The sequence below is a fragment of the Vibrio sp. T11.5 genome, from assembly GCF_027587155.1.
Classification (GTDB): Bacteria; Pseudomonadota; Gammaproteobacteria; order Enterobacterales; family Vibrionaceae; genus Vibrio; species Vibrio neptunius.
Window position 1 is genome coordinate 198,453 of record NZ_JAPPTP010000004.1, and the last position, 15,500, is coordinate 213,952.

Consider the following 15,500-nt stretch of genomic DNA (forward strand, 5'->3'; position numbering starts at 1 on the left):
AAATTACACTCAGGAACTGTTATGGAAATCGCTCGCTCCCTGCAACAAATCTCGTCGTCATATATTCGTGAAATTCTCGCTGCCGCATCGGATAAAAATGTTATCTCGCTCGCGGGTGGCTTACCAGACGAAAGCACATTTCCAATTGAATTAATGAAGCCGACACTAGAAAGCCTTTCATCGATGCCGGAAGTTTTCCAGTACGGAGCAACCGCAGGCTACGCGCCACTTCTAGAGTTCTTGGCAGAATACTTTGACCTGCCAGAGACACACACCGCAATGGCGTGTACAGGATCTCAGCAAGGGCTAGATCTGATTGCTCGTGCCTATGTCAACCCGGGTGATAAAGTGGTTATGGAAGCGCCGAGCTATCTTGGCGCGATGCAGGTATTTGGTTTGGTGCAGGCGGATATTGTCACCGTACCTCAGACTGAAACGGGCCCTGATTTAAATGCGCTTGAGAAGAGTTTCGCTGAACAGTCACCTAAGATGTTCTACGCTGTGCCAGACTTCCACAACCCAACCGGTGTTTGTTGGACGTTGGAAACGCGTCAGCAGGTTGGTGCATTGTGTGAGCAATACAATGTTGTGCTGATTGAAGATGCCCCTTACCGTGAGTTGAGATTCTCAGGTCAGGCGATTCCACTGGTCTCAGATTTCTGCCCACAACATTCTATTGTGTTGCGTTCTTTCTCAAAGATTGCTTCTCCAGGTCTTCGCGTTGGCATTGTCAGTGGCAATAGTGAATATCTTGAACCGCTTATCAAAATCAAGCAAGGAGCGGACTTACATTCAAGTGTCCCTATGCAGGCATTGCTGCTGGGCTTATTACAACATCAAGGCTTTGAAGCGCATATTGGTATGGTCAGAGACCTGTACCAATCCCGCTATGAGAAGTTGTTTGCAGAGCTACAAAAGCAACTACCGGTCGGTTGTGAAGTGAAGCCTGTTGAAGGTGGCATGTTTATCTGGGTGACGTTACCATCATGCGACACGTTTGCACTGGCAAAAGCTTTACTAGCAAATGGTGTGGCAGTTGTGCCGAGCCCTGTATTCTATCCAAATGCAGATGAGGCAAAGCCTGCGCTAAGACTTAACTACACCAATGCCTCGCCAGAGGAGCTGACGGTAGCCGTTGAGCGTTTGGTTAAAGGATTAAGAACGTCGATCCGTGGACCTGAACTCGAAAACGTGTAATGTAAACAAATAAGTCGCCGCTCACTGAGTGACGATGAGTGGAAGATAATATATAAAAGACCTATTTATTAGGTCTTTTATTTTATCCATTCTTTGTAAGAAAACACATGTTTAAAGTAAGGAGAAGGTATGAATGTGCAGCTTAAAGTCGGTAATGATGCCTTATTTGCAGAATACTTAACTAAGACAAATATGGCACCTTATTATCAAACTCGTGGGATCATTTGGGATCACAATCAATTTCTCAACAGTTGGCAAGAGTTAGACAATTATGAGGTTCACTTAGATAATACCCGTGTCGGAGTGCTGCGTTTTAGCTATGCTGATGGCATCACTTTCCTGCGAGATCTGCAACTTTTACCTGAGTATCAAGGAAAAGGAATTGGAGCCAAGTGCCTTGACCTAGCGGCTGTACACGCACTTAACATTCAATCGACTAAGCTCGTTTTACGTGTGTTTAGTGAGAATCCTGCGATCAATTTGTATCAGTCCAAAGGCTTTATTCGATCATCTGAAGTCAATGGGTTGGTTGAAATGACGTTTCCTCTAGGTGTGAATAAACAACATGATTGTTGCTAAAAGAGCGTTAATACTCTTGTTCTGCTTGTTTTTCTCCAGTTGGTCTTGAGTGGATAGCGCCCACTTTTAAGATGAGCGAGGTCTCTCTCATGGCGTGAGAGAATAGCCGCATTACGGAATACTAGCTGAGTATGAAGCTTTAAAGGTAAGGAAACTATCATGACTACACCGAGTAAGGTTTTAGTAGTGGGTTCGACGGGATACTTAGGCCTGTATGTCGTCAAGCAACTGCAAGAATGTGGTCAAGACTTTGTTGCGTTGGCTCGCAATACACAGAAGCTGCTAGAGATCGGCGTTAGTGAATCTCAGATTATTGAGGCAGAAGTGACCGACCAGCATCAGCTTAAAGGTATTTGTGACCGCGTTGACGTTGTGATTTCTTGCTTGGGTATTACTCGTCAAAAAGATGGTTTGAAGTATGAGGATATCGACTATCAAGCCAATCTCAACGTCTTGCTTGAGGCGGAAAACGCAGGTGTAGAGAAATTTATCTATATTTCAGCGTTTAATGCAGCAAAGTATTCTAGTGTTCGTCTGCTCAGTGCTAAGGAAAGGTTTGCTTCTCGTTTACTCAGCTCAGAGAGGTTAAAGCCATGCGTTATTCGACCAAATGGCTTCTTCTCAGATTTGGCCGAAATCTACCACATGGCAACTAAAGGTAGTGTGTACCTGTTTGGTTCTTCAGCAAAGAAATTAAACCCAATTCATGGTGAAGATCTCGCGACATTTTGTATTGAAGCCATCCAGTCTAATGTGAAAGAACTGGACGTAGGAGGCCCTGAAGTATTAACCACTATTCAGATCGCACAGTTTGCTTTTGACGCACAGTATAAAGATGTGAACATTGTCCGATTGCCGGACTACCTGAGGCGTTTAACCTTACTTGTAATGCAAAACCTACCCGAAAAATGGGGGGGAGCGGCTGAATTTTTCTTGACGGTTATGGGCAAGGACTCAATTGCTCCAGTTTATGGACGGCATAAAATTAGGGATTATTATTCAGAATTGTTTACAGCGGCACATAAGCCAAAATGACAAGGCGCTTATATTATCTGGGCAGTTTAATATCTAGGTGCTTGGCCCAAGTATGCCGTGGAGTCTCACCTTGGGATTGTATTGATTTCACCACAAAGTCGACGAAGAGCTTCACTCGCAACGGCATGTATTCACGTTGATGGTAAAGAATATAAACGCCTTCGTTTGGTGGACGAAAGCTGGGGAAAATAGGGATTAATTGTTCGCTTTTAAGCCAGTCCCGAGCGATGAAGTGAGGAATCTGTGTTAGCCCTAGTCCCTGAGCACAGAGCTCTGCCATTGATTCACCATCATTGACGACAATGTTTTGGGCTGATTCGACTGAATGAATATGTTCAGTGGAAGCGAGTTTTAGCCCGAGTAATCTTCCTGTTTGTCTAAAGCGAAAGCGTATCCAGGTATGATGGTGAAAGTCCTGAGGTCCTTTTGGCGCCCCGTGCTGTTTGAGGTATTCTTTGCTTGCACAAATCAAGTAATCGATAGGACTCAGTTGGCGAGCGATCAACTGCCGGTCTTGCACAACACCCGACCTAATTGACACATCGACACCCTGATCAACCATGTCGATATAGGAGTCATCGTAGCAGATGTCCAAGTCAATCTTTGGATATTGGTAACGAAACTCTTTTAACAACGGCTGAATATAACGGCGGCCATAAGAGACGGGTAAATTGAGTTTCAATGTACCTGATGGTGAGCTGTTAGCCTGTTTTAGATCTTTTTCGCATGTGATGAGTTCATTGAGCACGTGCCTTGCGGTTTGTTCGTACTGCTGTCCCGCGAGGGTTAAGTTGAGTTGGCGTGTAGAGCGAAGAAACAACTGTATTCCAAGGTCAGACTCTAACCTGTTCACAGCTTTACTCACGGTCGATGGGTCTGTGCCATATTTTTTCGCCGTTGCCGCGAAACTGCCTGTGTCTAAAGTCGTGATGAAAAAGCGCAATGCGCGTAGTTTATCCACTTCAACTCCATCATTTATTCATGAATATAATTCACTATAGATAGGTTAACATGCCACTTCAATCATTAAAGATGCTCGCTAAGATAGTGATGACTAATTTGATTCACATAATGGGGATAAATAATGAAAATTGATAAATTAAACATCCGTATGACGATGCTATCTACGCTTCTTTTGCTCTCAATGGTATTTGGGCCAACCGTATCGGCAGCGGATAAGACTATCGGCGTATTAGTCTATGATGGTGTATTGACATCAGATGTTACCGCACCTCTAGAAGTATTTGGCGTTGCGAACCGATTAACATGGTTCAGTGATTATGAAGTGGTGACCATTTCAGTCACGGATACAATGACTGTGACGACAGAAGAAGGATTACAGTTGGGAGTGGATACCTGGATTGGTGATTCCCCTAAGCTTGATGCTTTAATACTTACGTCCAGTTACGATATGGATCCATTGGTCAATAACAAAGCTTTGATCCGCTATATTTCCTCAACAGCCAAAACTGCAGAGTGGATGGCAAGCAATTGTTCAGGTGCTTATCTATTAGCTGAAGCAGGTGTGTTAAATGGTAAACAAGCGACGACATGGGCAGGAGGTGAGCGTGATTTTCAACGTGACTACCCGAAAGTTAAGGTACTGACAGACAAAAACTATGTTGTCGATGGTAACGTACTTACATCCAATGGCAGCCTGGTTAGTTATCAGGCTGCGTTAAAGCTTCTACATTTAATGAGTTCCCAATCTAAAGCGCAAGAGGTTGCGGATACCCTACAATACTCACGCTTCTCAAATCAGACTTTTTAGGAGTGCCGTGTGGTTTAAAAACCACAATCGACGAAGAACAAGGTAATCACAATGCAGCAAATAGGTAATCAGAGTTTAGTGTCTTTTATGGTGTCGGATCAGGACAGAAGTGTTGCGGTTTATAACCCCGCGACACAAGAGCTGCTGGGTTATGCTCCGATTTCCACTCAGGAGGAAATCGAACAGGGAATTGTTCGGGCTCATAATGCTCAGAAAGAGTGGGCCAAGCTGACTGGTAAACAGCGAGCTGTTATCCTCCAAGGTTGGTTTCGATTACTGGTTGAAAACCAAGATGACCTCAGTCGTTTGATGACCCTAGAACAAGGTAAGCCACTAGCGGAAGCGAAAGGTGAAGTGCTCTATGGTGCGAGCTTTGTTGAGTGGTTCGCTGAAGAAGCAAAACGCACTTATGGTGAAACCATTCCGGCGCCAACGCCCGACAAGCGTATGGTGACTATTAAGCAGCCAGTCGGTGTCGCGAGTGCGATTACGCCGTGGAACTTTCCGATAGCGATGATTACTCGCAAAGCCGCTCCTGCGCTTGCTGCAGGTTGTAGCTTTGTGGTGAAACCGGCTGAACTGACGCCGCTGTCTGCGTTTGCGGTTGTAGAACTTGCCTATCAGGCGGGTATTCCTCGCGATGTATTGCAAGTGGTTCTAGGTGAGAGTGCGCCAGAAGTTGGGGCGCTGTTTACCTCTCACCCACTGATTCGCAAGCTGTCTTTTACGGGGTCAACTCGCGTCGGCAGTCTCTTGATGCAGCAGAGTGCCCATGATATTAAACGCACTTCAATGGAGTTGGGCGGTAACGCCCCGTTCATCGTATTTGACGACGCGGACATAGACGCTGCCGTAGTTGGAGCTGTGGCTTCTAAATTCCGCAATGCAGGCCAGACGTGCGTGTGTGCTAATCGCTTCTATGTTCATCACAATGTATACGACGAATTTGTGGCTAAATTTGATGAAGCGGTAAAACAGCTCAAACTTGGGAACGGCTTGGAAGAATGCGTCAATATTGGACCTGTGATTAGCCAAGTCGCCAAAGAGGGCATTGAGTGTTTAATTCAAGGGGCGATTGAACAAGGGGCGCAGCCTGTTTCACCCATAGTGCCTCAAGCTGGACAGTTTATTGCTCCGGTTATCCTAAAGAACGTGACTCAAGAAATGGATATTGTCTCCCAAGAGATTTTTGGCCCTGTGGCACCAGTCTTGGCGTTCGAGAGCGACGAAGAGTTGATTGAGATGGCCAATGACACTATCTACGGTCTGGCCGCTTACTTCTATAGTGATAACATTCGTCGTATCTGGAAGGTGGCTGAAGCACTTGAATATGGCATGGTTGGGATTAATGATGGGATTATCTCATCAGAAGTCGCGCCTTTTGGTGGCGTTAAACAATCCGGTATTGGCCGCGAAGGGGCCAAGCAAGGTATTGATGAGTATATGGATGTTAAATACCTTTGCTTCGGTGGCCTGAGCTAACTGTGATTAAGCAATAAAATAGCCCGCAATTGCGGGCTTTTTTAATGGCTTTTCTTCGGTCCGTTGCGGACTAAATCCTGGCCTGTTTTGAAAATTTCGTCGGTCACCCAGCGAGCTAGCAGCAGTTGATGATTATCATCCAGTACTGCCACAAAGTGGCGGCCATCAGCGTTGTTTGTCGCAAGTGCGATCCCTGCAACGCCTTCCAAACCAAAACTGCCGCTTTCTACAGCGAGGAGAAAAGCTTCAAGCTCTTCCAGATTATCAATGATGCGATCATCGCTAAACATAATTTCTTCTCTCTCGTCACATTGAATTTCAATGCGATAAATAATCATGGCGCTACTTTAACGATCATAGCCGTTGATTTCCAGATAAGCTGCAAAGGCTGAACAAAATCTCACCATTCACGCTCCATTTTTACCATTCACGTCTTCTAACCACCATTCGTCGCATACCCAAGCAGCCTTGCCCATCGCTGATTAACCTTTGAACATCAGCTAAGAAGAAGGAACGACAAAATGAAATTGACGCATCAATTAGGTCTGTGTTTACTGGTTAGCGCTCAAGCGGTCGCGGCGCCAAGTGACAAGTTAATAGAGCAATATAATCAAGCCGCTCAAGGCGATGAAGATAAGGTTGAATCCGTTTATCAGCAGCTGCAAGGTCAGATCGAAAGACAAGGCGGTGATGCTCTGACATTGGTCTATCTCGGTAGCACACAAACCTTGAAGGGACGCGATGCTTTTCTTCCTTGGAACAAGATGAAATACGTCGAGCAAGGGCTCGGTACGATTGCTAAAGGGTTGGATATGCTATCGGATGGTACAACCCCCGTTCCGTTGCAAGAGATTCGTCAGGGGCTACCTGAGTCACTCTTGGCAAGAGCGGTCGCGGCGGCGACTTATACGTCACTACCCGACATGTTTAATCATTTCGAACGCGGTTATGAACTGTATTCAGGGCTTCTCTCTGAACAGGCTTTTACGTCTCAATCCTTTGATGCGATTGCCTGGGTTTACATCTACGCCATTCAGGCCGCCATTCGCGCAGAAGACAGCTTACAGGCACAAAAATGGGCACAGGAAATGTCAACGCTCAATGCCCAACATCCGATGACGTTACAAGCGATAGCGATGGCCAATAACGCCTAAGGAGAGAGCATGTTGCAGTTTCAAAATCTAGCCAAGCAGTACCAACTCGGTCAGCAGCGAGTGGAGGCACTCAGCAACGTCACTGGCGAAATTAGTAATGGTGAAATGGTCGCTCTTTGTGGCCCATCAGGCTCTGGCAAAAGCACACTACTGAATATTCTTGGTTTGCTTGATAGTGAGTATGAAGGTCAGGTTACGTTCGATGGTTCGGCATACCCGAAAGAGCCACAACAATCAGCGCAATTGAGGCGGACCAGCATGGGCTTTGTATTCCAGCGCTTTAACTTGGTTCCCGTAATGAATGCATGGGAAAACGTGGCGTACCCATTAATGTTGAACGGATACTCTGCCAAACAGCAGCAACGGCTCGCCATGGAAATGCTTGGCAAAGTGGGGTTGGAAGAGTTTGCTCACCATCGACCTGATCATCTCTCGGGTGGTCAACAACAGCGTGTCGCCATTGCACGGGCGCTGGTTCATCAACCCAAGCTAGTTATTGCCGATGAGCCAACCGCCAGTCTGGATAGCCATACCGCGCAGCGTGTGATTGAACTGATGAAAACCCTTGGTCATGAGCTCGGGACAACCTTCATTGTTGCCACTCATGACCAAAGAATGGCGAATCAATGTGACCGCACACTCTCGTTGGTGGATGGCAGAATAAGCGAGGAGGCGATGAAATGGGCCAGTTAGTTCCTCAATCAGTGCGCATAGCGTATCTGAATTTGCTGCGAAATCGTCGTCGCAATGTGTTGTCCGCTCTTATTATCACGATTGCCGTTTTTGCTTTGACGTCAGCGGGTGGGTTTGGGCTTTACACCTATGAATCACTCCAAGAATCAACGGCGCGGGATACGGGCCATCTGACAATCAGCCTTCCCGGATTTTTCGAGAAAGATGAAGACATGCCATTTGCGAATGGTCTGGAAGACAGCGCTGCGATCTACAAACAACTGATATCGAATCCGGATATACGAGGCATTCAGCCTAGGATTGAGTTCACAGGGCTGGTCTCAAATGGTAATAAATCGACCATTTTTGTCGGTACTGGCGTGAATGAACGTGAGTTCGATATGAAGGGGCCGTTTCTCGACGTGCGTCAGGGCAAAACCTTGTCTGATATTCGCTCTTCGCGATTTCAACCCTCGGAGCCTGAGGTGATGCTTGGCGTCGATTTGGCACGTAATCTCAACGTATCAATTGGTGACTGGATCACCGTGCTTGCAACGACGAGCGACGGCGCGCTAAATGCACTCGATTTTAAAGTTCATGGTATCTATTCAACGGGTGTACCGGACTTCGATAAGCGCCAGCTATACCTGCATATTGAATCGGTACAGGAACTATTGGTGAGTGACAAAGTGAGTACTTTGTCGGTTTTCCTTTACGGAACACAAAACACGTTGAAGCTTCAGAGTTGGGTGGAAGAACAACTCGCTTCTTTGCCACACCGCCAAGCACTGGAAGTCACGCCGTGGCAGCAAAGAGCCTTTTTCTACACCAAAGTGAAAGACTTATACGATCGAATCTTCGGCATTATGGGGGCGGTGATGTCGCTGGTGGTGTTCGTTGCTCTGTTTAATACCATGACGATGTCGGTGACGGAAAGAACGCGAGAAATCGGAACCTTGTCCGCGTTAGGCACATATCCTGCGGAAATCGTGGCGGGCTTTGTGCGCGAAGCAGCACTGTTAGCTGGCATCGGCACACTCTTAGGTGGGCTTCTAACAGCCTTCACTAGTATTGCCCTGATGGTGGTGGATGTGCAAATGCCACCACCACCCGGTCGAACCGACGGCTATCCACTCAATATCTATTTTTCACCCGAGCTACTGAGTTACAGCGCGTTGGGTGTCATGGCGATTTGCATTCTCGCTGCGTTTCTTTCCGCCCGAAAGGGTGTCAATAAGCCGATAACGGAGGCGTTGACCTATGTTTAAATCACTTTCTATTGCCATCGGATTGAGTCTGTTGAGTGTTGGCGTGCTTGCTAATGACACGGAAACCATGGTCAAAAATGCAGACGCCTACCGCCTTGATACAGCGTCCGCCAAAGTTGTGTCTCTCGTTACCTTGTATAAAAACGGAGAGCTGGATAAAACACGCCAATACAATGTTTATACACGCCCTGAACGCGAGTCTTTGGTTGTGTTTAAGTCACCGGTTGAAGCGGGGCAAAAGATGCTGATGTTGGGAGACGACTATTGGCTAGTGATGCCTAAAAGTCGTCGCCCGATCCGTATAACACCAATGCAAAAGCTACTCGGTGAAGCCTCCGTTGGCGATGTAACTACTCTCACTTGGAGTCAGGACTACCGAGCGACGCTGACGGCACAGGAAACCTTGACCATCAATGAGCGTGCGGTGTTGGCAAACCAGCTTTCTCTGCAGTCTGTAACGCAAGGGGCGAGTTATGATCGCATCGAATTATGGTTGGAATCGGAGAGCGACTTCCCGATCAAAGCCGATTTGTACTTAAAATCTGGCAAGCTGGCTAAGCAGGCATTGTTTGAACAGGGTGAGCGCGATGGCCAGTCAAGAGTCGTGAGCATGACCTTGATTGACAAGATTCAGCCAGCGAAGAAAACGGTGATTGAATATCGGCAAGTGACGGCTCATCTACTTGAAGATAAGTACTATATTCCGGCATTTTTGACGCGTAACGCACTGTCGGAGCTGTAACGTGAGTTACCGTTTGATTTTTGCGTTGGCGGCAATGGTTTCAGGCATTAGCCTTGCTCAGCCACGTTTCAACTGGGACTGGACGGTCAGTGGTAGCCAGAATCAGCACAGAGACTCCGTCTGGTTTGAACCACATACGGCGTCGCACACTGAGCAGCTAGACGCGTTGCTTCGTGTGCAGGCAGAGTGGCAAAATTGGAGCGGCCTGCTAGCAGCAAAGAGTAGTCAACTAGCGTCGAGCGACTCATCCGACTCAGCTGATAATGAGTTGATTGTTCAGGAGCTTTTTTGGCAAGGAGTCTGGGAGACAGGCGTACTACCGCTTGATATGACGCTGGGAAAAATCCGCCTCGATTGGGGAGTAGGGTATGGATATCGCCCCTTAGACTTGTTCAAACCTTATCGGCGTAACCCAGTGGGAATTCAGGTAGAGGAGGGGGCAGGTGTCGCAATGGCGTCATACTTTGATCTTTCGGGAGAGTGGAGTTTGCTTTACAGCGATTCCAGCTGGACAAAGCAAGAGTGTAGCGAGCTTGAACAAAGAAATGAGCAACAGGGCATTGGTCTGCGTCGTTACTGGCTGACAGATGAGACGGAATGGCAGGGCATTGCTTACTATGACGATGTAAGACAAGGCTTAATTGGCGGCTCCATGGTGTCTGTTTATGATGAGTCATGGGCGTACCACGCTTCTTTTGTGTACCAGAGAGACTACCTAGGGTTTGAGCAGCAAGTCCTCTACTCACCAGTGATTCTGGATAACAAAAGTAGTGGCTTTCAAGGTTTGGTTGGGCTTAATTGGGCTAGCCAAGCCGGCAATCAAATCATTGTCGAATATTGGTATGACAATCGGGCATGGAGCAAAGAGGATTGGCGTCAGGGGCTGGAAAGAGCGGCTGCTTTATCAGAAAGTGTCAGCACCGCTGGACTGCCGCATTCGTACGCTCAGGGGCTCAACCATATCAATCTGGTACAGCATAATGTCATGTTTCATTGGAGTTTGAATCCTACTAGCTGGAGTCAGTGGCAATGGAGTAAAAATGCCTTATGGCTGGAGAATGTAGAGCCTACTTTTGATCTCTTATTATCGCCACAAGACGGCGGTGTCATTGCAACACAGTGGATTCACTACAGTGCGTATGACTCAGGACAGACTTCGGTCGACGTTGAACTTGCAGCCCGTTTTATGACGGGAAGCCATGACTCCGTATATGCAAATCTATCAGATAAGCGTATGATTTTTATAAATCTAAAAGGGAAATTTTGATGACTGACTTTGCTACTCGTTTGACAGACGTATTGAAGAGTTTGGTGTTCACCTCAGTTTTTTGCCTCATCATCGCATTCGCAACACATGCCATCTGGCCGAGCCCGTTTTGGGAGCATATTCTTATCAGTTTCGGCTACGGATACAGCGCAGTATTGAGTTCTCATTTATTGCAGTGGACGAGTGAGCATTGGACTCGGCGTCAGCTGAGCATGTTGTCTATTGGCGCTTCAATGGTGTTTGGTACGACCAATGCCTACTATTGGTTAAGCAAATACGACAAGTTTGCCGACTTCAGCCAGATGAAGCCGGTCATCATTCTTGGGTTTATTTTCTCAGCGGCTTGTTTGCTGTATTTCTATACGCATGAGCAAAAGCTGCAGACTCAAAAGGAGCTGGAACGGGCTCGCCGTATTCAAACGGAGCAAGAGAAAGCACTGTTACTAAGCCAACTGAAACAGCTGCAAAGCCAGATTGAACCTCACTTCTTGTTTAATACACTGGCTAACATTAGCGTATTGATAGATTGCGACGCGACAAATGCCAAGCGGATGCTGGAGAAACTGACTGAGCTTTTACGCGGGACGTTACAACGCAGTCGTCAGTACAATACGACCTTAAGAGGCGAATTAGAGCTGGTGGATGCTTACCTTGCCATTCAAAAAATACGGCTCGGAGAACGCTTGAATTATGAAATCTCCGACCATTATTTGGGTGACCTCAATATACCGCCTCTGTTGGTTCAACCGCTAGTGGAGAACGCAGTACAACATGGCATTGAACCCAGCTCTGTCGGTGGAAAAATAACAGTAGAGGTTGCTGAAAATCAGGATAGTGTGACCATTTCTGTTATTGACAATGGGATTGGTTTTAGCGATACGCCTAGTCATGCTGGTCAGGGGATTGGGCTGGACAATATTCGTCATCGGCTCACCACTTTGTTTGGTCAACATGCGTCACTGAACCTGAAAGAGAATGCATCGGGTGGTGTGATTGCTCAGTTGTCTGTACAACGTAGCTCATTGGAGAAACTTGAGGAAAACATGGATGCAAACTGATCTTCTTACCGCAGTCATTGCCGACGATGAGCCGTTGCTGCGTCGTCATCTTAATCAGGCGCTCGCTGAGTATTGGCCAGAACTCGATATTGTCGGGCAGGCTGCGAATGGTGAGCAAGCCCTTGAAATGATCGAGCAACATCAGCCTCAAGTGGTATTTCTGGATATAAAAATGCCTGGGCTGGATGGTATGTCACTGGCGAAGAAGCTATCTAAGCGTGATTGCCAACCTCATATTGTGTTTGTGACGGCGTATGACGAATACGCTGTCCAAGCTTTTGAAACTAATGCGGTGGATTATCTGCTTAAACCCGTCTCTGATTCTCGTCTTACTCAATGCGTTAAAAAACTGAAAGCGAGGTTATATAGCGCTGAACCCGCGACAGAGCTTGGCACTTTGCTGAATCAGATTCAGCAGCTCAACGCGCCCGCTCAGCCGAAATATTTAAGTTGGATTAGAGCGAGCAAAGGTGAAGAGATCCACCTCATTGCTTTGTCTGAAGTACTCTACTTCAAAGCGGAAGATAAATACGTCTCTCTGTACAAGCGAGAGCAGGGCAACAAAGTCGAGTATGTTCTGCGAACGTCACTTAAGGAACTGCTGGCTCAGCTTGATCCGGAGTTGTTTTGGCAAGTACATCGCTCGAGTGTGGTTAATGTCTCGATGATAGATAAAGTGAAGAAGGACTTTACCGGCAAAATGGTGGCGGTAATGGGTGACGACAGTATTCCCATCAGCAGAGCGATGCAAAGCAAATTTACCAGTATGTGGTAATGGTATTCAAAGCATGGTTTGTCGACCGCATGGTTTGGATTTACATGGATCTGAAAGATACGGATCCTGAGTATGCCAGTTGGCTGAAATTATAGTGAGTTTGAATGCTGCAAGGCGATTGTATTTTTATACAATAATGTTACTTTTCAGTAACCCACTATGTATTGAGGCACAGCCATGACCGTTGAAAGCGCGATCACCTTTTTTATTGCTATGTTGATCTTTAGCATTACACCTGGGCCGGGCGTATTTGCCATTGTTGCTCGTGCGATGGTTTCAGGTGCAAAACACTGTATTTCTCTTTCTGCTGGAATGGTTGCCAGCGATGTTATCTATCTCCTTTTAGCTTGCTTGGGTTTGGCCGCAATAGCTGAAAACTGGGCAACTCTGTTTGTGGTGATTCGCTACGTCGGTGCGGCTTACCTCATCTATCTCGGTTATAAGATGATTAAAGCACTGCCTCAGGCCAGTGAAGCGATTCAACAAGATCAAACACCAAAAGCACCGTCTCATATCGCCGGATTTGTACAGGGCTTTCTGATCTCGGCTTCAAACCCTAAAGTGATCCTATTCTATATTTCATTCCTGCCAACGTTTATGGACTTAACCGTTCTTAATAGTCAGGATATTGCTCTAGCTGCGGTATTAAGCGTTGTTGCTCTAATGACAGGGTTAATGATGATCGCGATTGGCGCAGGGCGACTGGTTAAAGTGTTGAAAACACCAAGTGCTCAACGCAAGCTGAATCAAGGGGCTGGTGGCGTGATGATTGCTGCCGGTACTTACCTCGCAATCAACAAATGAAAGATAAAAACAAGCGCTTAGCAATGTGGGGGCTAAGCGCTTGTTATTTAAACACTCTGAACTAACAGCTCAATAAGTTCGTCTTCTGTTTCAGGTATTTTGTTAAATTCCACACTCACATCCGCACCGCCCTTGAGCATATACGCTTTACTGGTACAGTGATCATGGTGAAACCATTTACCATCTACACACACGTCAGTGTAACATCTTGGGTCTTTTTTCAGTTCCATGGGCATCCCTCTTGTTAATCTCTGTAACATTATGTCAACATAAATGATGTAATGACTTTGTTAAAATGATCTCGATCAAGTAGAGGTGACAATTACCTCTATGGGGTTAAAGGAAATAGACGAATTGGTGATGTAGACCCTGATTCGCTACTCATTATAAGGATGAACTCATGCAAGCAGCCAAACTCTACTACGTTTACGACCCTATGTGTTCTTGGTGTTGGGGTTACAAGCCCACTTGGGAAAAGATCCAGACTGCGTTAGCTGATGAGGTGACAGTGCAGTATGTGGTGGGTGGATTGGCACCAGACTCTATGGAGCCTATGCCCATCGCCATGCGTGAACAAATTGCCTCGTATTGGAAAAAGATCGAAAACTATCTGGGCACTGAGTTCAACTATGACTTCTGGACGAAAAACACCCCTAAGCGCTCAACTTATCCTTCTTGTCGAGCAGTGTTAGCGGCACGCAAGCAGGGAGCGGAGAAAGAGATGCTACGCGCCATTCAGCATGCTTATTACCTTCAAGCACGAAACCCGAGTGACAGTGAAGTATTGATTGCGATAGCTGCGGAGATTGGTCTTGATGAAGCGCAGTTCTTGCAAGATTTTCAGTCTGAAGCTCTAAACCAACAATTTATGGAGGAACTGGGTTTCGCTCGTTCTATCGGTGGGAATAGTTTCCCATCCTTGTTTGTAGAGACGGCCAATGGTGTGGTCGAGCTGCCCGTTGATTATGAATCTGCCCAAGATACCATTGAGCAGATCCATCGTTTAGTGGCTTAGGCTAATTGCGCGGGTTTTTTCTGCTGCATAACGTCTCGGATACTCATGCTCATTAGTATCAAGTTGGTGAAGCCCGCAATTAATTCAATAATCTGAATGATGTAAAACGTGCTGGTAAACTGCTCTGCGCTTGCAAGATAGTGAAGAAAGATGGCTGCTGGCGTCAGAACTAGCAAACCATTCAACGCGATAAAGGGCATGCGCTTTTTCTTTGCTGCAATCGGCCCTCTTGTGACCTTCGGTGCCATTTTCGCCCCCGTAATACCCGCCAATGCCATGGTTGGAATCAAAAACCATATTGCGTAGAAGATGTATGTCTTAACGCTTGCGATCTGAGCAAAACTGCCAAAAAGTTCCACATAAAGCGTGCTAGTAAAGAAGCTTAGAATCATCATAAAGCCACTTAAGGCGGCTGCTTTATGTGTTGTTCGAATCCAGTTTTTCATCTTAATTACCTTTGCTTTATCTGTATGGGATGATTTAAATTTACAAAACAATAGTTGCTATTGCAAATATTGTTTTTGCAAATTAATTAAAAATAGCAAATGTGAAAGGTAATGGATTGATTATTAGAAAGATTAAATTTGAAACGAAATAGTATTGCCCAGAGATATCTGGGCAATCGAGTTCTATAAGACGTGTATTAGCGTTCGCTTTCGATAAGAATTGAAGAGACGCGGG

General features: G+C 46.3%; 19 protein-coding genes. 15 read left to right on the top strand and 4 right to left on the bottom strand.

Translation table 11 applies throughout. The features are described from left to right. Positions 1–21: 21 nt before the first annotated feature. The 3 genes from OH455_RS06660 to OH455_RS06670 all read left to right on the top strand — a co-directional run bounded on the left by OH455_RS06660 (position 22) and on the right by OH455_RS06670 (position 2,811). A complete protein-coding gene (locus OH455_RS06660; RefSeq protein ID WP_269980813.1) occupies positions 22–1,197 on the top strand; it encodes an aminotransferase-like domain-containing protein in 1,176 nt (391 codons plus the stop codon). A 129-nt stretch (positions 1,198–1,326) separates the two neighbouring features. Next, positions 1,327–1,776, top strand: a complete 450-nt coding sequence (locus OH455_RS06665; protein WP_269980814.1) for a GNAT family N-acetyltransferase — start codon at positions 1,327–1,329, stop codon at positions 1,774–1,776. A 159-nt stretch (positions 1,777–1,935) separates the two neighbouring features. After that, complete coding sequence (locus tag OH455_RS06670) at positions 1,936–2,811, top strand: SDR family oxidoreductase (protein WP_269980815.1); 876 nt, start codon at positions 1,936–1,938, stop codon at positions 2,809–2,811. Between the two features lie 13 nt (positions 2,812–2,824). On the opposite strand, the gene OH455_RS06675 is transcribed toward OH455_RS06670, so the two are convergent. Continuing rightward, the gene (locus OH455_RS06675) at positions 2,825–3,772 is read right to left on the bottom strand and encodes a LysR family transcriptional regulator (protein WP_269980816.1); all 948 of its coding nucleotides are present in this window, start codon (positions 3,770–3,772) and stop codon (positions 2,825–2,827) included. Between the two features lie 123 nt (positions 3,773–3,895). Here OH455_RS06675 and OH455_RS06680 point away from each other — a divergent pair, with 123 nt between their 5' ends. Next, positions 3,896–4,582, top strand: a complete 687-nt coding sequence (locus tag OH455_RS06680; RefSeq protein ID WP_269980817.1) for a DJ-1/PfpI family protein — start codon at positions 3,896–3,898, stop codon at positions 4,580–4,582. A 51-nt stretch (positions 4,583–4,633) separates the two neighbouring features. After that, complete coding sequence (locus tag OH455_RS06685) at positions 4,634–6,064, top strand: NAD-dependent succinate-semialdehyde dehydrogenase (RefSeq protein WP_269980818.1); 1,431 nt, start codon at positions 4,634–4,636, stop codon at positions 6,062–6,064. Between the two features lie 41 nt (positions 6,065–6,105). On the opposite strand, the gene OH455_RS06690 is transcribed toward OH455_RS06685, so the two are convergent. Continuing rightward, entirely contained in the window at positions 6,106–6,354 is a 249-nt protein-coding gene (locus tag OH455_RS06690; protein WP_269980881.1) for a hypothetical protein, read from the bottom strand. Between the two features lie 231 nt (positions 6,355–6,585). On the opposite strand from OH455_RS06690, the gene OH455_RS06695 reads away from it, so the two are divergent. The 9 genes from OH455_RS06695 (at position 6,586) to OH455_RS06730 (ending at position 13,804) form a co-directional block, all read left to right on the top strand. After that, a complete protein-coding gene (locus OH455_RS06695; RefSeq protein WP_269980819.1) occupies positions 6,586–7,218 on the top strand; it encodes a hypothetical protein in 633 nt (210 codons plus the stop codon). A gap of 9 nt (positions 7,219–7,227) precedes the next feature. Then, positions 7,228–7,911, top strand: a complete 684-nt coding sequence (locus OH455_RS06700; protein ID WP_269980820.1) for an ABC transporter ATP-binding protein — start codon at positions 7,228–7,230, stop codon at positions 7,909–7,911. After that, on the top strand, positions 7,899–9,158 hold the full coding sequence (locus OH455_RS06705; RefSeq protein WP_269980821.1) for an ABC transporter permease: 1,260 nt from the start codon (positions 7,899–7,901) through the stop codon (positions 9,156–9,158). Before OH455_RS06700 ends, OH455_RS06705 begins: the two co-directional genes overlap by 13 nt. After that, positions 9,151–9,900 (top strand): outer membrane lipoprotein-sorting protein, encoded by a 750-nt coding sequence (locus OH455_RS06710; RefSeq protein ID WP_269980822.1) that lies wholly within the window; start codon positions 9,151–9,153, stop codon positions 9,898–9,900. Before OH455_RS06705 ends, OH455_RS06710 begins: the two co-directional genes overlap by 8 nt. 34 nt (positions 9,901–9,934) lie before the next feature. Continuing rightward, complete coding sequence (locus OH455_RS06715; RefSeq protein ID WP_269980882.1) at positions 9,935–11,167, top strand: hypothetical protein; 1,233 nt, start codon at positions 9,935–9,937, stop codon at positions 11,165–11,167. Then, a complete protein-coding gene (locus tag OH455_RS06720; protein WP_269980823.1) occupies positions 11,167–12,225 on the top strand; it encodes a sensor histidine kinase in 1,059 nt (352 codons plus the stop codon). The genes OH455_RS06715 and OH455_RS06720 overlap by 1 nt, the downstream gene beginning before the upstream one ends. Beyond that, a complete protein-coding gene (locus OH455_RS06725; protein WP_269980824.1) occupies positions 12,215–13,000 on the top strand; it encodes a LytR/AlgR family response regulator transcription factor in 786 nt (261 codons plus the stop codon). Before OH455_RS06720 ends, OH455_RS06725 begins: the two co-directional genes overlap by 11 nt. Positions 13,001–13,029: 29 nt before the next feature. Next, on the top strand, positions 13,030–13,095 hold the full coding sequence (locus OH455_RS23365) for a hypothetical protein (protein ID WP_333482722.1): 66 nt from the start codon (positions 13,030–13,032) through the stop codon (positions 13,093–13,095). An 82-nt stretch (positions 13,096–13,177) separates the two neighbouring features. Then, the gene (locus tag OH455_RS06730; RefSeq protein WP_269980825.1) at positions 13,178–13,804 is read left to right on the top strand and encodes a LysE family translocator; all 627 of its coding nucleotides are present in this window, start codon (positions 13,178–13,180) and stop codon (positions 13,802–13,804) included. Between the two features lie 47 nt (positions 13,805–13,851). Here the strand turns inward: OH455_RS06730 and OH455_RS06735 are convergent, their stop codons facing one another. After that, a complete protein-coding gene (locus tag OH455_RS06735) occupies positions 13,852–14,034 on the bottom strand; it encodes a hypothetical protein (RefSeq protein ID WP_269980826.1) in 183 nt (60 codons plus the stop codon). Between the two features lie 170 nt (positions 14,035–14,204). Here OH455_RS06735 and OH455_RS06740 point away from each other — a divergent pair, with 170 nt between their 5' ends. Further along, positions 14,205–14,819 (top strand): DsbA family protein, encoded by a 615-nt coding sequence (locus OH455_RS06740; protein ID WP_269980827.1) that lies wholly within the window; start codon positions 14,205–14,207, stop codon positions 14,817–14,819. Here OH455_RS06740 and OH455_RS06745 read toward each other — a convergent pair. Further along, complete coding sequence (locus OH455_RS06745; RefSeq protein ID WP_269980828.1) at positions 14,816–15,265, bottom strand: hypothetical protein; 450 nt, start codon at positions 15,263–15,265, stop codon at positions 14,816–14,818. The genes OH455_RS06740 and OH455_RS06745 overlap by 4 nt on opposite strands. Positions 15,266–15,500 lie beyond the last annotated feature (235 nt).

What these genes read in the sequence shown, in the direction of transcription:
- OH455_RS06660 (WP_269980813.1), top strand. Translation starts at nt 22, where the DNA reads ATGGAAATCGCTCGCTCCCTGCAACAAATCTCGTCGTCATATATTCGT.
- OH455_RS06665 (WP_269980814.1), top strand. Translation starts at nt 1,327, where the DNA reads ATGAATGTGCAGCTTAAAGTCGGTAATGATGCCTTATTTGCAGAATAC.
- OH455_RS06670 (WP_269980815.1), top strand. Translation starts at nt 1,936, where the DNA reads ATGACTACACCGAGTAAGGTTTTAGTAGTGGGTTCGACGGGATACTTA.
- OH455_RS06680 (WP_269980817.1), top strand. Translation starts at nt 3,896, where the DNA reads ATGAAAATTGATAAATTAAACATCCGTATGACGATGCTATCTACGCTT.
- OH455_RS06685 (WP_269980818.1), top strand. Translation starts at nt 4,634, where the DNA reads ATGCAGCAAATAGGTAATCAGAGTTTAGTGTCTTTTATGGTGTCGGAT.
- OH455_RS06690 (WP_269980881.1), bottom strand. Translation starts at nt 6,354, where the DNA reads ATGTTTAGCGATGATCGCATCATTGATAATCTGGAAGAGCTTGAAGCT.
- OH455_RS06695 (WP_269980819.1), top strand. Translation starts at nt 6,586, where the DNA reads ATGAAATTGACGCATCAATTAGGTCTGTGTTTACTGGTTAGCGCTCAA.
- OH455_RS06700 (WP_269980820.1), top strand. Translation starts at nt 7,228, where the DNA reads ATGTTGCAGTTTCAAAATCTAGCCAAGCAGTACCAACTCGGTCAGCAG.
- OH455_RS06705 (WP_269980821.1), top strand. Translation starts at nt 7,899, where the DNA reads ATGGGCCAGTTAGTTCCTCAATCAGTGCGCATAGCGTATCTGAATTTG.
- OH455_RS06710 (WP_269980822.1), top strand. Translation starts at nt 9,151, where the DNA reads ATGTTTAAATCACTTTCTATTGCCATCGGATTGAGTCTGTTGAGTGTT.
- OH455_RS06715 (WP_269980882.1), top strand. Translation starts at nt 9,935, where the DNA reads ATGGTTTCAGGCATTAGCCTTGCTCAGCCACGTTTCAACTGGGACTGG.
- OH455_RS06720 (WP_269980823.1), top strand. Translation starts at nt 11,167, where the DNA reads ATGACTGACTTTGCTACTCGTTTGACAGACGTATTGAAGAGTTTGGTG.
- OH455_RS06725 (WP_269980824.1), top strand. Translation starts at nt 12,215, where the DNA reads ATGCAAACTGATCTTCTTACCGCAGTCATTGCCGACGATGAGCCGTTG.
- OH455_RS06730 (WP_269980825.1), top strand. Translation starts at nt 13,178, where the DNA reads ATGACCGTTGAAAGCGCGATCACCTTTTTTATTGCTATGTTGATCTTT.
- OH455_RS06735 (WP_269980826.1), bottom strand. Translation starts at nt 14,034, where the DNA reads ATGGAACTGAAAAAAGACCCAAGATGTTACACTGACGTGTGTGTAGAT.
- OH455_RS06740 (WP_269980827.1), top strand. Translation starts at nt 14,205, where the DNA reads ATGCAAGCAGCCAAACTCTACTACGTTTACGACCCTATGTGTTCTTGG.
- OH455_RS06745 (WP_269980828.1), bottom strand. Translation starts at nt 15,265, where the DNA reads ATGAAAAACTGGATTCGAACAACACATAAAGCAGCCGCCTTAAGTGGC.